The 13,200-nt window shown below is 70.7% G+C and carries 15 protein-coding genes; 10 read left to right on the forward strand and 5 right to left on the reverse strand.

Features of this window, described 5'->3' with window-relative positions; all coding sequences use genetic code 11:
• Positions 1 to 471, reverse strand: a 471-nt coding sequence (locus GLX25_RS13645; RefSeq protein ID WP_338081369.1) for an MIP/aquaporin family protein, incomplete at its 3' end; no start/stop codon positions are given.
• Positions 472 to 693: 222 nt separating this feature from the next.
• On the opposite strand from GLX25_RS13645, the gene dhaK reads away from it, so the two are divergent.
• The 4 genes from dhaK to GLX25_RS13665 all read left to right on the forward strand — a co-directional run bounded on the left by dhaK (position 694) and on the right by GLX25_RS13665 (position 3,529).
• Positions 694 to 1,695 carry a dihydroxyacetone kinase subunit DhaK gene (gene dhaK, locus GLX25_RS13650; protein ID WP_166548813.1) on the forward strand — a complete coding sequence of 334 codons (1,002 nt, stop codon included), beginning with the start codon at positions 694 to 696 and terminating at the stop codon, positions 1,693 to 1,695.
• An 11-nt stretch (positions 1,696 to 1,706) separates the two neighbouring features.
• Positions 1,707 to 2,354, forward strand: a complete 648-nt coding sequence (gene dhaL / locus GLX25_RS18605) for a dihydroxyacetone kinase subunit DhaL (protein ID WP_271192435.1) — start codon at positions 1,707 to 1,709, stop codon at positions 2,352 to 2,354.
• Position 2,355: 1 nt separating this feature from the next.
• Positions 2,356 to 3,069 carry a dihydroxyacetone kinase phosphoryl donor subunit DhaM gene (gene dhaM / locus GLX25_RS13660; protein WP_155843023.1) on the forward strand — a complete coding sequence of 238 codons (714 nt, stop codon included), beginning with the start codon at positions 2,356 to 2,358 and terminating at the stop codon, positions 3,067 to 3,069.
• A 130-nt stretch (positions 3,070 to 3,199) separates the two neighbouring features.
• The gene (locus GLX25_RS13665; protein ID WP_155843024.1) at positions 3,200 to 3,529 is read left to right on the forward strand and encodes a hypothetical protein; all 330 of its coding nucleotides are present in this window, start codon (positions 3,200 to 3,202) and stop codon (positions 3,527 to 3,529) included.
• A gap of 424 nt (positions 3,530 to 3,953) precedes the next feature.
• Here the strand turns inward: GLX25_RS13665 and GLX25_RS13670 are convergent, their stop codons facing one another.
• Genes GLX25_RS13670 through GLX25_RS13680 form a run of 3 tightly spaced genes read right to left on the reverse strand, consistent with a single transcriptional unit; the run spans position 3,954 to position 7,205 of the window.
• Entirely contained in the window at positions 3,954 to 6,338 is a 2,385-nt protein-coding gene (locus GLX25_RS13670) for an ATP-binding cassette domain-containing protein (protein WP_155843025.1), read from the reverse strand.
• Positions 6,339 to 6,340: 2 nt separating this feature from the next.
• Positions 6,341 to 6,751 (reverse strand): VOC family protein, encoded by a 411-nt coding sequence (locus GLX25_RS13675; RefSeq protein ID WP_155843026.1) that lies wholly within the window; start codon positions 6,749 to 6,751, stop codon positions 6,341 to 6,343.
• 10 nt (positions 6,752 to 6,761) lie between these two features.
• Positions 6,762 to 7,205, reverse strand: coding sequence for a helix-turn-helix transcriptional regulator (locus GLX25_RS13680; RefSeq protein ID WP_166548815.1), 444 nt, complete (start codon positions 7,203 to 7,205; stop codon positions 6,762 to 6,764).
• A gap of 101 nt (positions 7,206 to 7,306) precedes the next feature.
• Between GLX25_RS13680 and GLX25_RS13685 the strand changes: the two genes are divergently transcribed.
• From GLX25_RS13685 to GLX25_RS13695, 3 genes are all read left to right on the forward strand, one after another.
• A complete protein-coding gene (locus GLX25_RS13685) occupies positions 7,307 to 8,152 on the forward strand; it encodes a patatin-like phospholipase family protein (protein ID WP_155843027.1) in 846 nt (281 codons plus the stop codon).
• Positions 8,152 to 9,228, forward strand: a complete 1,077-nt coding sequence (locus GLX25_RS13690; protein WP_155843028.1) for a 1-acyl-sn-glycerol-3-phosphate acyltransferase — start codon at positions 8,152 to 8,154, stop codon at positions 9,226 to 9,228. The genes GLX25_RS13685 and GLX25_RS13690 overlap by 1 nt, the downstream gene beginning before the upstream one ends.
• A gap of 139 nt (positions 9,229 to 9,367) precedes the next feature.
• Complete coding sequence (locus tag GLX25_RS13695) at positions 9,368 to 9,976, forward strand: HdeD family acid-resistance protein (protein WP_155843029.1); 609 nt, start codon at positions 9,368 to 9,370, stop codon at positions 9,974 to 9,976.
• A gap of 94 nt (positions 9,977 to 10,070) precedes the next feature.
• Here the strand turns inward: GLX25_RS13695 and GLX25_RS13700 are convergent, their stop codons facing one another.
• Complete coding sequence (locus GLX25_RS13700) at positions 10,071 to 10,838, reverse strand: SDR family oxidoreductase (protein ID WP_166548816.1); 768 nt, start codon at positions 10,836 to 10,838, stop codon at positions 10,071 to 10,073.
• 126 nt (positions 10,839 to 10,964) lie between these two features.
• Here GLX25_RS13700 and GLX25_RS13705 point away from each other — a divergent pair, with 126 nt between their 5' ends.
• Genes GLX25_RS13705 through GLX25_RS13715 form a run of 3 tightly spaced genes read left to right on the forward strand, consistent with a single transcriptional unit; the run spans position 10,965 to position 13,152 of the window.
• On the forward strand, positions 10,965 to 11,438 hold the full coding sequence (locus GLX25_RS13705) for an NfeD family protein (RefSeq protein ID WP_240898379.1): 474 nt from the start codon (positions 10,965 to 10,967) through the stop codon (positions 11,436 to 11,438).
• Positions 11,435 to 12,394 carry an SPFH domain-containing protein gene (locus GLX25_RS13710; protein WP_166548817.1) on the forward strand — a complete coding sequence of 320 codons (960 nt, stop codon included), beginning with the start codon at positions 11,435 to 11,437 and terminating at the stop codon, positions 12,392 to 12,394. Before GLX25_RS13705 ends, GLX25_RS13710 begins: the two co-directional genes overlap by 4 nt.
• A gap of 5 nt (positions 12,395 to 12,399) precedes the next feature.
• Positions 12,400 to 13,152 (forward strand): glycerophosphodiester phosphodiesterase family protein, encoded by a 753-nt coding sequence (locus GLX25_RS13715; protein WP_309299141.1) that lies wholly within the window; start codon positions 12,400 to 12,402, stop codon positions 13,150 to 13,152.
• Positions 13,153 to 13,200 lie beyond the last annotated feature (48 nt).

The following is a 13,200-nucleotide window of genomic DNA, read 5'->3' on the forward strand; positions in this document are numbered from 1 at the left end:
GGTGCCGATGATCTCGGTCACGAGGTTCCACCCGTACGAGCGGATGGCGGGACCGGTCGAGAAGACGCCGAGCTTGTTGGCCGCCTGCGGCTCCTCGTCGAAGTGCTGCTTGTAGGCCAGCCACACGATGATCGCACCGAGGATCGCGCCGATCAGCTGCGCACCGATGTACGTGAGCACCGACAGCGCGTCGACCGGGACGGTGGTGCCGAGCGCGGCGTTGCCGAACTCGGTGGCCCCGTTGGCGACGAGCCCCAGGGTGACGGCGGGGTTGATGTGCGCACCGGACGCATAGGCCACGACGACACCGGAGAAGACCGCGAGGCCCCAGCCGATGTTCACCAACAGGAACCCGCCGTTGTAGCCCTTCGTCTTGACGAGGGCGACGTTCGCGACGACTCCGCAACCGAGCAGCACGAGCATCGCCGTGCCGACGAGTTCGGAGAGGAACAACACTCCGAGATTGTCCACGTTGACCTTCCATCCTTTTCGCCGTGCCCGAGGGGCCGCGCCCCAGGGCGGATCAGCGCCCACCCTACTCGCGTGGCGGAGATGCGCGGAAGGGCGCGCGGGAATCATCGGACAGCCCTTTCATCGGCGGGCCGCGCCGGAGTAGTTTTGCGTGGGGAGTGCCGCGTCGACGTCGACAGGCGACGTGCCGGACGCGCGCGGCCGAGGGGAAGGGACGTTTCCGTGAAGAAGATCATCAACGATCCCAAGCGTGTGGTCGACGAGTCGGTCGCGGGCTTCGGACTTGCGCACGCCGACCTCGTCAAGGTCGAGACGGATCCGATCCACGTCGTGCGCGCCGACGCGCCGGTCGCCGGCAAGGTCGGCCTGGTGTCCGGCGGCGGGAGCGGACACGAGCCGCTGCACGCCGGATTCGTCGGACCCGGCATGCTGGACGCCGCGGTCCCCGGCGCCGTCTTCACCTCGCCGACGCCCGATCCCATCCTCGCGGCCACGAAGGCCGTCGACGGCGGCAAGGGCGTCCTCCACATCGTGAAGAACTACACCGGCGACGTCCTGAACTTCGAGACCGCCGCCGATCTCGCGGCCGCCGACGGCATCGAGGTCCGGGCCGTCGTGACGAACGACGACGTCGCGGTCAAGGACTCGCTCTACACGGCCGGCCGTCGCGGTGTCGGCGGGACCGTGCTCGTCGAGAAGATCGCGGGTGCTGCGGCCGATCGCGGCGACGACCTCGACCAGGTCGCGGAGATCGCCGAACGCGTGAACGCGAACGTCCGCTCGATGGGCATGGCGCTGACGCCGTGCATCGTCCCGCACGCGGGCGAACCGAGCTTCACCCTCGCGGAGGACGAGGTCGAGATCGGCATCGGCATCCACGGCGAGCCCGGGCGCGAGCGCATCAAGCTCGAACCCGCCGACGCGATCGTCGATCGGCTGATCACGCCGATCATCGACGACCTTCCGTACTCGTCGGGCGACCGCGTGCTCCTGTTCGTGAACGGCATGGGCGGGACTCCGCAGATCGAGCTCTACATCGCATACCGTCGTGCGGCAGAGGTGCTCGCCGAGAAGGGCATCACGATCGAGCGCTCGCTCGTGGGCAACTACATCACCTCGCTCGAGATGCAGGGATTCTCGATCACGCTCCTGAAGCTCGACGACGAGATGGTCCGGCTCTGGGACGCCCCCGTGCACACGGCGGCGCTCCGGTGGGGCCGTTAGGGGCGGCCGAGGTGGGATTGGACATCACCTGGGCGGTGGACTGGGTCAGGCGCGGAGCCGAGACGCTCTCGGAGCACCGGGTCGAGCTGATCACGCTCGACCGCGAGATCGGCGACGGCGACCACGGCGAGAACATGGATCGCGGCTTCCAGGCGGTCCTGCCGAAGCTCGACGACCTCCCCGCGGGATCGACCCCGGCCGACGTGCTGAAGCTCGTCGCGACGACCCTGATCTCGACGGTCGGCGGCGCGGCCGGACCGCTGTACGGCACGGCGTTCCTCAAGGGATCCGCAGCGATCGCCGGCGAGTCGTCGATCGACGCCGCCGGCGTCGTGTCGCTGCTCGAGGCGTCGCGCGACGGCATCGTGGCGAGGGGGAAGGCCGAGTCCGGCGACAAGACGATGGTCGACGCGTGGACGCCGGCGGTCGATGCGGCGCGCGCAGCGGCCGATGGAGGAGCGAGCGCTGCTGAGACGCTTCGGGTCGCGGCGGATGCCGCGGCCGCCGGCTCCGACGCGACGATCCCGCTCGTCGCCCGCAAGGGCCGTGCGAGCTACCTCGGCGAACGCTCGGCCGGTCATCGCGACCCCGGCGCGCAATCGACGGCGTACCTCCTCGAGGCGGCGGCCGCGGCCGCATCCAACGGGACCAGTGCCTGAGATGGCGGATGGAGGGCGCATCGGGATCGTCGTCGTCTCGCACTCCGAGCAGCTGGCCGCGGGCGTCGTGGAGCTCGCGCACCAGATGGCGCCGAACGTGCGCATCGAACCCGCGGGCGGCACGGACGACGGCCGCATCGGAACGAGCTTCGAGCTCGTGACGGCTGCCATCGGTGCGGCGGATGCCGGTACCGGCGTGGTCGTCCTGTGCGATCTCGGGTCCGCCATCCTCACCGCCGAGACGGCGATGGACTTCCTCGACGAGGACCAGCGGGAGCGGGTGCGCATCGCGGACGCGCCGCTGGTGGAGGGAGCGGTCGCGGCATCCGTCGCTGCGGAGTCGGGCGACCCGCTGGAGACCGTCGTTCGCGCGGCGGAGTCCGCCGGCGGGGGAGGGGCGGCGCCCGGAGCGCCTGCGGGCGGACTCGGCGAGGGACCGGCCGACGTCGGCACCTCAGGGCGGATCAGCCGCCGGATCACGCTGACGAACTCAGACGGGCTCCACGCGCGACCGGCCGCCGAGCTCGTGAAACTGGCGAGCACCTTCTCCCAGCGCGTGACCGTGAACGGGATCGATGCCAAGAGCCTGCTCGCGATCATGGCGCTCGGACTCGTGAAGGGAGACGAGGTCGAGATCGCGACCGACGACGCCGCCGGCGCCGGCGCGGTCGACGCGATCGCGGACCTCGCCTCGAGCGGATTCGGCGAGCACTGACGACGGAGGGATGCGGGCGCGGCGGCGGCGCCCGCATCCCGACTGCCGATCTGCCTGGAACCGAATTGGATAGCAGCACTCTCCATATTGCGCTCGCACGGACCGCAACGCCCGGAGTACCATCGGCGCCATGGCACGCGAAGAGGCGGGCCACGGCGAGGGGAACGCGTTCACCAGGTTCTTCGACCGGGTGGACCGGGTCATGACCCCAGCGTTCGAGTCGCCGCGGATGGCCCCGGAGGAACCCGACGACCGCAGTCAGTCGGGGGAGAAGCCGTGTCCGCTCTGCGGACACCCGATGTTCGAGCACCGCATCGACGAGTCGACACCGAATGTCCTGCTCGAATGCCCGACCGACGTCCGACTCCCGGAGCCCGCCGCCAGCGGGCCGCTGAACGAGTTCGGCATGCCCGCGAGCGAGGAACGCGTGGAGAAGCTCAGGCGGAACGAACGCGCCTGAACGATCACTCCCACGGGGGAGTCATGCCGGCGGGCGGCCATGCCTGCGCGCTCGGCTCATGATGAACCGGGTGGAACGTGAAGTCGCTTCACGGCTCGGGCGTGAACCGACATAATGTGCATTATCGGCGCACATCGATCGGGGCCGTACGCAGGGAGCCGTCGGCCACCCGCCGGTATCGGTCAGTCGCGCACTCCACGGTCTCGCGCGCCGGTCGACCGTCAGCTGGAGGCCGCCGGATCGCGTTCGGCGACGGCTCCGCCACCGCGTACGACGTCGGCTCGGCCGATGCGGCTTCGTTCGATGAGGCCGATCGAGCGGATGCCTCCGCGGTCGCGAGATCGCGCGCGTAGACCGCTCCGCCGGCTTCGTAAGCCGAATGCAGGCACATGTCGTTCCTCCGGACTGGATAGGGGTGGGGGTATCACGCGCCGACGTAGTCGGCCAGGTGCTCCCCCGTGAGCGTCGCGCGGCTGGCGATGAGGTCGGCGGGCGTCCCCTCGAAGACGATTCGCCCGCCGTCGTGGCCGGCGCCCGGCCCGAGGTCGATGATCCAGTCGGCGTGCGCCATGACCGCCTGGTGGTGCTCGATGACGATCACGGTCTTGCCGGAGTCGACCAGGCGGTCGAGCAACCGCAGCAGGTTGTCGACATCGGCGAGGTGGAGTCCGGTCGTCGGCTCGTCGAGGACGTACACGTCGCCCGTCTCCCCCATCGCGATCGCGAGCTTCACACGCTGCCGCTCCCCGCCCGACAGCGTCGACAACGGCTGCCCGAGGCTCAGGTAGCCGAGCCCGACGTCTTCCAGCCGCCCCAGGATCGCCGCCGCGGCCGGGATCTTCGCCTCGCCCGCCGAGAAGAACTCGCGCGCCTTCGCGACCGGCAGGTCGAGTACCTCGGTGATGTCGAGCCCCCCGAGCGTGTACTGCAGCACGCCGGACTGGAACCGCTTGCCGCCGCAGTCCTCGCACGGCGTCTCGATCGTGTCCATGAAGCCGAGCTCGGTCACGATGACGCCGGCGCCCTTGCACGTCGGGCAGGCGCCCTCGGAATTCGCGCTGAAGAACGCCGGCTTCACGCCGTTCGCCTTCGCGAACGCCTTGCGGATCGGCTCCAGGAGGCCGGTGTAGGTCGCCGGGCTGCTGCGGCGGGAGCCCTTGATCGCGCCCTGGTCGATCGAGACGATGCCCTCGCGCGGCGAGACGGACCCGTGGATGAGCGAGCTCTTGCCCGAGCCCGCGACACCGGTGACGACCGTGAGCACGCCGAGCGGGATGTCGACGTCGACGTCCTCCAGGTTGTTCTCGTCGGCACCGCGCACCTCGATCGCGCCGGACCCGCGGCGCACCTCGGGCTTGATCGACGCCCGGTCGTCGAGGTGACGGCCGGTGATCGTGCCACTCGCCTTCAGCTCGTCGACCGAGCCCTCGAAGCCGATCTCGCCGCCGTCGCGCCCGGCCCCCGGGCCGAGGTCGACGACGTGATCGGCGATGGCGATCGTCTCGGGCTTGTGCTCGACGACGAGCACCGTGTTGCCCTTGTCGCGCAACTGCAGGAGCAGCGTGTTCATGCGCTGGATGTCGTGCGGGTGCAGCCCGATGGTGGGCTCGTCGAAGACGTACGTGACATCCGTCAGCGACGAGCCGAGGTGCCTGAGCATCTTGATGCGCTGCGCCTCGCCGCCGGAGAGCGTCCCCGACGGCCGTTCGAGGCTCAGGTAGCCGAGCCCGAGCGTGACGAAGGCGTCGAGGTTCGCGCCGAGCGCCTCGAGCAGCGGCCCGGCATCGGGCCGATCGAGACCGCGGACCCACGCGGCCAGGTCGGTGACCTGCATGCGGCAGGCGTCGGCGATGCTGACACCCTCGATCTTCGAGGAGCGGGCCGCTTCGGTGAGGCGCGTGCCGTCGCACTCGGGGCACCGGGCGAAGGTCGCCACGCGCTCGACGAACGCACGGATGTGCGGCTGGAGCGCGTCGATGTCCTTGGACAGCATCGACTTCGTGATCTTGGGGATCAGCCCCTCGTAGGTCATGTTGATGTTCTGGATCCGGACCTTCTTCTGCTCGCTGTAGAGCAGGGCGTGCCGTTCCTTCTCCGTGAACTCGGCGATCGGCTTGTCGGGGTCGTAGAACCCGGACTCCGAGAACCCGCGCACCATCCACCCGTCGGCGGTGTAGCCGGGCACCATGATCGCGCCCTCGTTCAGCGAGCGGCTCTCGTCGATCACCTGCGCGAGGTCGAGGTCGGACACCGAACCGCGACCCTCGCAACGCGGGCACATGCCGCCGAGGTACACGACGTCGCGCACGATGGTCTTCTCGCCGGTCGCCGAGGTCATCACGCCGCTGGCCTTCTGCGTCGGGATGTTGAACGAGAACGCCGTCGGGCCGCCGATGTGCGGCTCGCCGAGCCGGCTGAAGAGGATCCGCAGCATCGCGTTCGCGTCGGTGACGGTGCCCACCGTCGATCGCGGGTTCGCACCGAGCCGCTCCTGGTCGACGATGATCGCGGTCGTGAGCCCCTCGAGCACGTCGACGTCGGGGCGGGGCACGGAGGGCATGAACCCCTGCACGAACGCGCTGTAGGTCTCGTCGATCAACCGGCGCGACTCGGCGGCGATGGTGTCGAACACGAGCGAGCTCTTGCCGGAGCCCGAGACGCCCGTGAACACGGTCAGGCGGCGCTTGGGCAGCTCGACCGAGACGTCCTTCAGGTTGTTCTCCCGGGCGCCCTGCACCCGGATGCGGTCGTGGGCGTCCGCGGCCGGCAGGGCGGATGCCGCGGGGGCGACGTTCGGGGTCGTGGTCATCGTCAGCCGACCTGCTGGATCCGGATCATGTTGCCCGCCGGGTCCCGGAAGGCGCAGTCGCGCAGGCCGTACGGCTGGTCGACGGGCTCCTGCACCACCTCGGCGCCGGCGGCCTCGAGGGTCGCGAACGTCGCGTCGAGGTCGGTCGCCGCGAGGTTCACGCCGAAGTAGCTGCCCTTCGCGATGATCTCGAGGAGCGCGTTCCGATCGTCGTCGGTCATGCCCGGGCCGACACCCGGCGGGTGCAGCACGATCGCCGTGTCGGGCTGGTCGGCGGGACCGACGGTGATCCACCGCATGCCCTCGTACCCGACGTCGTTGCGGACCTCGAACCCGAGCACGTCGCGGTAGAAGGCGAGCGACGCGTCGGGGTCGAGGTGCGGGAGGAAGCTGGAGTGGATGGTGAGGCTCATGGAGGTCACGCTATCCCCGGCCGCCGACGCCCGCTTCTCGATTCCTGACCGGCTTCGTCACCTGCTTCGCCACGCACGGCAGCATCCCGAGCGTCTCGCCGGCGTACCGCTCCCGGTAGACGCTCGGCGGCACGCCGACGAGCTCGGCGAAGCGCGTGCTGAACGTGCCGAGCGACGAGCACCCGACCTCGAAGCACACCTCGGTCACCGTGAGGTCGCCCCGGCGGAGCAGCGCCATCGCGCGCTCGATGCGACGCGTCATGAGGTAGGAGTACGGCGACTCGCCGAACGCCGCGCGGAACCGCCGGCTCAGGTGCCCCGACGACATGTTCGCCCCTCGCGCGAGCGCCTCGACGTCGAGCGGCCGCGCGTACTCGCGATCGATGCGATCGCGCACCCGGCGCAGCACCACGAGGTCGCGGACGGCGTCCGGGTCGGCGGTTCGGCTGCTCACGAGCGCGATGCTCCCACCTCATGGCGGACAAGTCCAGCGGTCCGCTGCCGGAGGGTCCTTGGTTCCCCTCCGGCCTCGTGGTGCGGTGCCAGAATGGCGCCATGGACTCGGGCAAGGTCGCGTTCGTCCTCGGGGGCGGCGGGGTGCTCGGCGCCGTGCAGGTCGGCATGCTCCGCGCGGTGCTCGAACGCGGCATCCGCCCCGACCTCGTGGTCGGCACGTCGATCGGCGCGATCAACGGGGCGATCATCGCCGCCGACGTCGATCGGAGCCTGGAGCGGCTCGAGGCGGCCTGGAGCTCGAAGGAGGCGCGCGCGATCACCAGCGGCGTCGGCCTCCGGCTCGGTCGCGCACACGTGATGTCGACCGAGCCGCTGCGCCGGATGCTCGTCCACGGGCTCGGCGGGGCCACCGAGTTCGAGGACCTGGACGTGGCGTTCCGGTGCTGCGCCGCCAGCGTCGAGCGAGCGGCCGAGCACTGGTTCGATTCCGGCCCGCTCGTGCCGGCCGTGCTCGCATCCGCGGCGCTGCCCGGCCTCTTCCCGGCGGTGCGGATCGGCGAGGAGCACTTCATCGACGGCGGCATCGTGAACTCGATCCCGGTCGGGCAGGCCGCCGACGCCGGCGCGACGGACATCTACGTGATGCAGGTCGGACGGATCGAGCACGCGCTGACCCCGCCGCGCAACCAGTTCGACAACGCCCGTGTCGCGTTCGAGATCTCCCGCCGGCACCGCTTCGCCCGCGACCGCGCCGCACTCACCGAGGGCACTCGCCTGCACGTGCTCCCGACCGGGACCTCATCGGCCAAGGAGAACCGGATCTCGCGCAACCTCTCCCCCGCCGCCCTCCGGCGCCGGATGGCGACCGCGCACGGCGCCGCATCCGCCTACCTGGACCGCGAGGACGAGCACCGCGGCGGCGCGCCGGACCGGGCCGCGGACTGATGCGGCTCCCGCCGAAGTGGGTGCGCCGCGGCATCCTCGCGCCGCTCGTCATCGTGCTCGCGCTCGTCGTCGTCGCGCTGCTCCCCGCCTGGCTGACGATCGCGCTGATCGTCTCGATCTTCGTGGAACCGCGGCTGCGGACCCCTCGGCTGCTCGTCATGGTCGCGGTCTACCTGCTCTGGGACGCCGCGGCGATCGTGGTGCTCTTCGTGCTCTGGATCGCCTCGGGGTTCGGATGGCGCATCCGCTCGCCCGGCTTCCAGCACGCCCACTACCGGTTCGTCGCGCGGATGCTCGGGTTCCTGTTCTGGAACGCGCACTGGGTGCTGCGCCTCGACATCGACGTCCGCGTCCCGGAGGGATTCCACGACGACGACCAACCCCGCGTGATCGCGAGCCGGCACGCGGGCCCCGGCGACTCGTTCATCCTGATCCACGCCGTGCTCAACTGGTTCGACCGGTCGCCGCGCATCGTGCTGAAGGACACCATGCAGTGGGACCCGGCCGTCGACGTGGTGCTCAATCGACTGCCGAACCGCTTCATCGCCCCGCCGCCCGTCGCGGGCAGGGCCGGACGAGCGGCTCGGACCGGTGCGGGCGACGGGCACGGGACACGCGGCTCGCGGACCGCTCCGACGGTCCCCCTGACCGAGCGCATCAGCGAACTCGCGAGCGACATGGGCGAGCGCGACGCGCTCGTGATCTTCCCCGAGGGCGGCAACTTCACCCCGGAACGACGGGCACGGGCCATCGACCGGTTGCGGGCGGCCGGGCTCACGTCCGCGGCCGAACGCGCCGCGCGCCTCATGAACGTCATGGCGCCGCGGCCGGCCGGGCTGTTCGCGGCGCTCGACGCGGCGCCGCACGCCGACGTCTTCCTCGTCGCGCACACCGGCCTGGACCGCATCCGCACGGTCGGCGACGTCTGGCGCGAACTGCCCACCGACAAGACGATCACGATGCAGATCTGGAACGTGCGGCGCGCCGACATCCCCGACGACCACGACGACCGCACGGACTGGCTCATGGGCCAGTGGGAGCGGATCGACGGATGGATCGAGGCCCGCCGCGCCTGACCCGCCCCGGAGATGCCGGACACGCCCGGACATGCGCGACACGCCGGGAGCGGGACCAACGGCTCCCCCGTCCGGCCCGCCGCTGGGAATAGCCTGAACGCGAGCGCGCGCCGCTCCGGGTGCGCCGGAAGGAGTTGCCATGTCCTCCCCGCAGTCCAACAGCATGTTCGCGGCGTTCGCCTTCGACTCGGCCGAACTCACGAAGTCGGCGGTGAACTCGATCCGGATCGCCCTCGGCGTCTCCGGGGTCATCGCCCTGATCATCGGCGTCTTCATCACGTTCTGGCCGAAGGACTCGGCCGTCGTGCTGACGGTGATGCTCGCGATCTACTTCCTGATCGCCGGGCTCGCCTACGTCGGCATCGGCATCTTCTCGAGGTCGATCTCGGGCGGCGCCAGGGCCCTCGACATCATCCTCGGCGTCCTGTTCCTCTTCGGGGCGGTCGTCATGTTCGCCAACCCGACCGAGAGCGCCGTCGTCATCGGCATCTTCCTCGGGATCCTCGTCGGCGTCCTCTGGATCGTCGAGGGCGTGGTCGCGCTCGCGCAGTCCGGCAACTCGTCGTCGAGGGCGTGGAGCATCTTCTTCGGCATCCTGAGCATCCTTGCGGGCATCGTGCTGCTGTTCTCGCCGCTCTGGGGCATCGTCATCCTGTTCTGGGTGACGGGCATCGCGCTCATCGTGCTCGGCATCGTGCAGATCGTCCGGGCGTTCACGTTCGGCCGCGGCATGCAGTTGTCGTCGTGACGCGCTGATCCCCCCGACACGCCGCGAGGGCGGGACCGGTCCGACCGGTCCCGCCCTCGTCGTGCGCGTCCGCGAGCAGGACGCGCGTCGCGGATCAGCCCTCCGGCGCGAACCCCGAGACGTCTCCCACGTAGCGCGTGTGCTCGGCCGGGATCGGGTCGACGGCGGCCGACGCGACCTCGGCGGCGAACTCCGCGACGTTGTAGAGCTTGCCGGCGTCCTCCTTGCGGGCGGCGATCGCACCGGGGTTCGCGCGCTCGAGGAGCGTCGCCGTGATGGTGCCCTCGATCATGTCGCCGGACACGACGACGAACTCGACGCCCTTCGCGTCGAACTCCGGCAGCTTCGCACGGAGGGCGTCCTCGCCGGCGCGCTTCGAGAGGGCGACGGGCTCGTACTCCGGCATCGTCGGCGTGGTGCGGATGAAGTGCGCCTGGTGGCTCGTCACGAACACGATGCGGGCGCCGTCCGCCAGGTGCGGGAGCGCGTTGTCGACGACGTTGACCTGCGCGTCGCGGTTCAGCCGCATCGCATAGTCCTCGCCCATCCCGGTCTCCATGCCGCCCGATGCGTTGAGCACGAGCACGTCGACCGGGCCGAGCTCGGCGACGGCGCGCTCGAACATGGCCTGCACCGACGACGCATCCGTCAGGTCGGCGCCGACCGCGATCGCCCGGCCGCCGGCCGCGGTGATCTCGTTCACGATCTTCTCCGCGCGCGGCGCCTTGCTGCGGTAGTTGACGACGACCGCGGCGCCGGCCTCGGCGAGGTAGCGGGCGGTGTCCGCGCCGATGCCGCGGGACGATCCCGTGACGAGGGCGACGCGGCCGTCGAGCGATCCGGGGGCGAGCGGGTTGGTCACGTTTGGGCTCCTCGAGTGGTGCGGATGTCGCGGGCGCGCGCTGCACGCCGCACCGAGACTACCAACTCCCCCACCGGCGCCCCGAGCGCTGATAGGTTGAAAAGCGGGGGCCCGAAGGAGACCAAGTTGGATGTTCTGACCCAGTACGCGTGGATCGCCTGGCTCGTCCTGATCCTCGTCTTCGCCACCATCGAGGTGTTCACCCTCGAGATGACCTTCCTCATGCTGGCCCTCGGAAGCGTCGCGGGCCTGCTCTCGGGGCTCACCGGCATCCCCTGGTGGGCTCAGTTCATCGTGGCGGCCGTCGTCGCGGTCGCGCTCATCCTGACGTTGCGACCATCGCTCCTGCGGATGCTGCGCCGGGGCGCCGATCCGGCGCGGAGCAACGTCGACGCACTCATCGGCGCCTCCGGCACGGTCGTGCGCACGGTCGGGCCCGCGGGCGGCCAGGTCCGCCTCGAGAACGGGGACGTCTGGACGGCACGGCTCTCACCGGTGACGGAGCAGGCGGATGTCGCCGTGGGCGAGCACGTGCTCGTCACCGGCATCGACGGGGCGACGGCGGTCGTCGTCCCGATGGAGAGGAGCACCCAGGCGTGAACGACGTCGGACCCATCATCGCCCTGATCGTCGTCGTCGCGATCGCGATCTTCGCGATCGTGGTGATCGCGAAGTCGATCCGGATCATCCCGCAGGCCTACGCCGGCGTCGTCGAGCGGCTGGGGCGCTACCACAAGACCCTCACGCCGGGACTCAACCTCCTCATCCCGTTCATCGACCGCCTGCTCCCGCTCGTCGACATGCGCGAGCAGGTCGTCTCGTTCCCGCCGCAGCCGGTCATCACCGAGGACAACCTGGTGGTCTCGATCGACACGGTCGTCTACTTCCAGGTCACCGACGCACGTGCCGCGACGTACGAGATCAACAACTACCTCGGCGCGGTCGAGCAGCTGACGACGACGACGCTCAGGAACGTCGTCGGCGGACTGAACCTCGAAGAGGCGCTCACGAGCCGCGACAACATCAACGGCCAGCTCCGCATCGTCCTCGACGAGGCGACCGGCAAGTGGGGCATCCGCGTCTCCCGCGTCGAGCTCAAGGCGATCGACCCGCCCCTCTCCATCCAGGACTCGATGGAGAAGCAGATGCGCGCCGAGCGCGACCGCCGTGCGGCGATCCTCACCGCCGAGGGCACGAAGCAGTCCGCGATCCTCGAGGCCGAGGGTTCGAGGCAGGCCGCCATCCTCAAGGCGGAGGGTGACGCGAAGGCCGCCGTGCTCCGCGCACAGGGTGAGGCCGAGGCGATCCTCACGGTGTTCGACGCCATCCACAAGGGCGATCCCGACCCGAAGCTGCTCGGCTACCAGTACCTCCAGATGCTCCCGCAGCTCGCGGAGGGCGCCTCGAACAAGCTCTGGATCGTCCCGAGCGAGCTCACCGAGGCGCTGAAGGGAATCGGGCGCGCGTTCACCCCGAACGGCGCCGCCGACGGAACCGGCGGTTCCGGCCCCGCCTCACCCGGCGGCACGACCTCGCGCCCCGGCTTCCCCGGCTGACCCGGTTGGCCGCCGGCTGGTTCGATCCGCCAGCGCCGCGTGTCCTCGCGCACCGCGGGCTCGCGCTGGAGGCGCCCGAGAACACGCTCGCCGCGTTCGAGGCCGCCATCCGGGCGGGCGCGCGGTACCTGGAGACCGACATCCACCCGAGCGCCGACGGTGCAGCGGTGCTGGCGCACGACCCGACGCTGCGGCGAGTCGCCGGTCGACCCGAGGCGGTCTCCGACCTGTCGATCGACGAACTCCGAGCCGTCGACCTCGGCGGCGGTCACGGGTTCGGCACGCTCGATGAGTTGCTCCACGCGTTCCCCGAAGCCCGCCTGAACATCGACGTCAAGACGGATGCCGCGGCCGCGCCGACCATCGAGTCGGTCCGGCGAGCGGGCGCGGCCGGACGGGTCCTCCTCACCGCCTTCTCGGACGCGCGGCGACGACGACTCGCCGCGGCGGTGCCCGACTCGGTCACGTCGGCCGGTCGCGCCTCCGTGCTGCGCGCCCTCGCGGCATCCCGCAGCCGGAGTGCGAGCGCGATGCGTCGCGGCGTGGCGGGAGCGCGCGCCCTGCAGATCCCCGAGCGCGTCGGGCGGCTCCGGATCCTCTCGAGCGCGCTCCTCGAGACGGCGCACGCGGCCGGGCTCGAGGTGCACGTGTGGACCGTCAACGACGAGGAGGACATGCGGCGCCTCCTCGCCCTCGGCGTCGACGGACTCGTGACCGATCGTGCCGACCTGGCGCTGCGGGTCGTCGCGGGAACCTGAGCGTTCCCCGGCAAAACCTCAGGCGGCGGGAAGAAGATGCCCAGCTTG

The organism is Agromyces luteolus, from assembly GCF_009729855.1.
Taxonomy (GTDB): Bacteria; Actinomycetota; Actinomycetes; order Actinomycetales; family Microbacteriaceae; genus Agromyces; species Agromyces luteolus.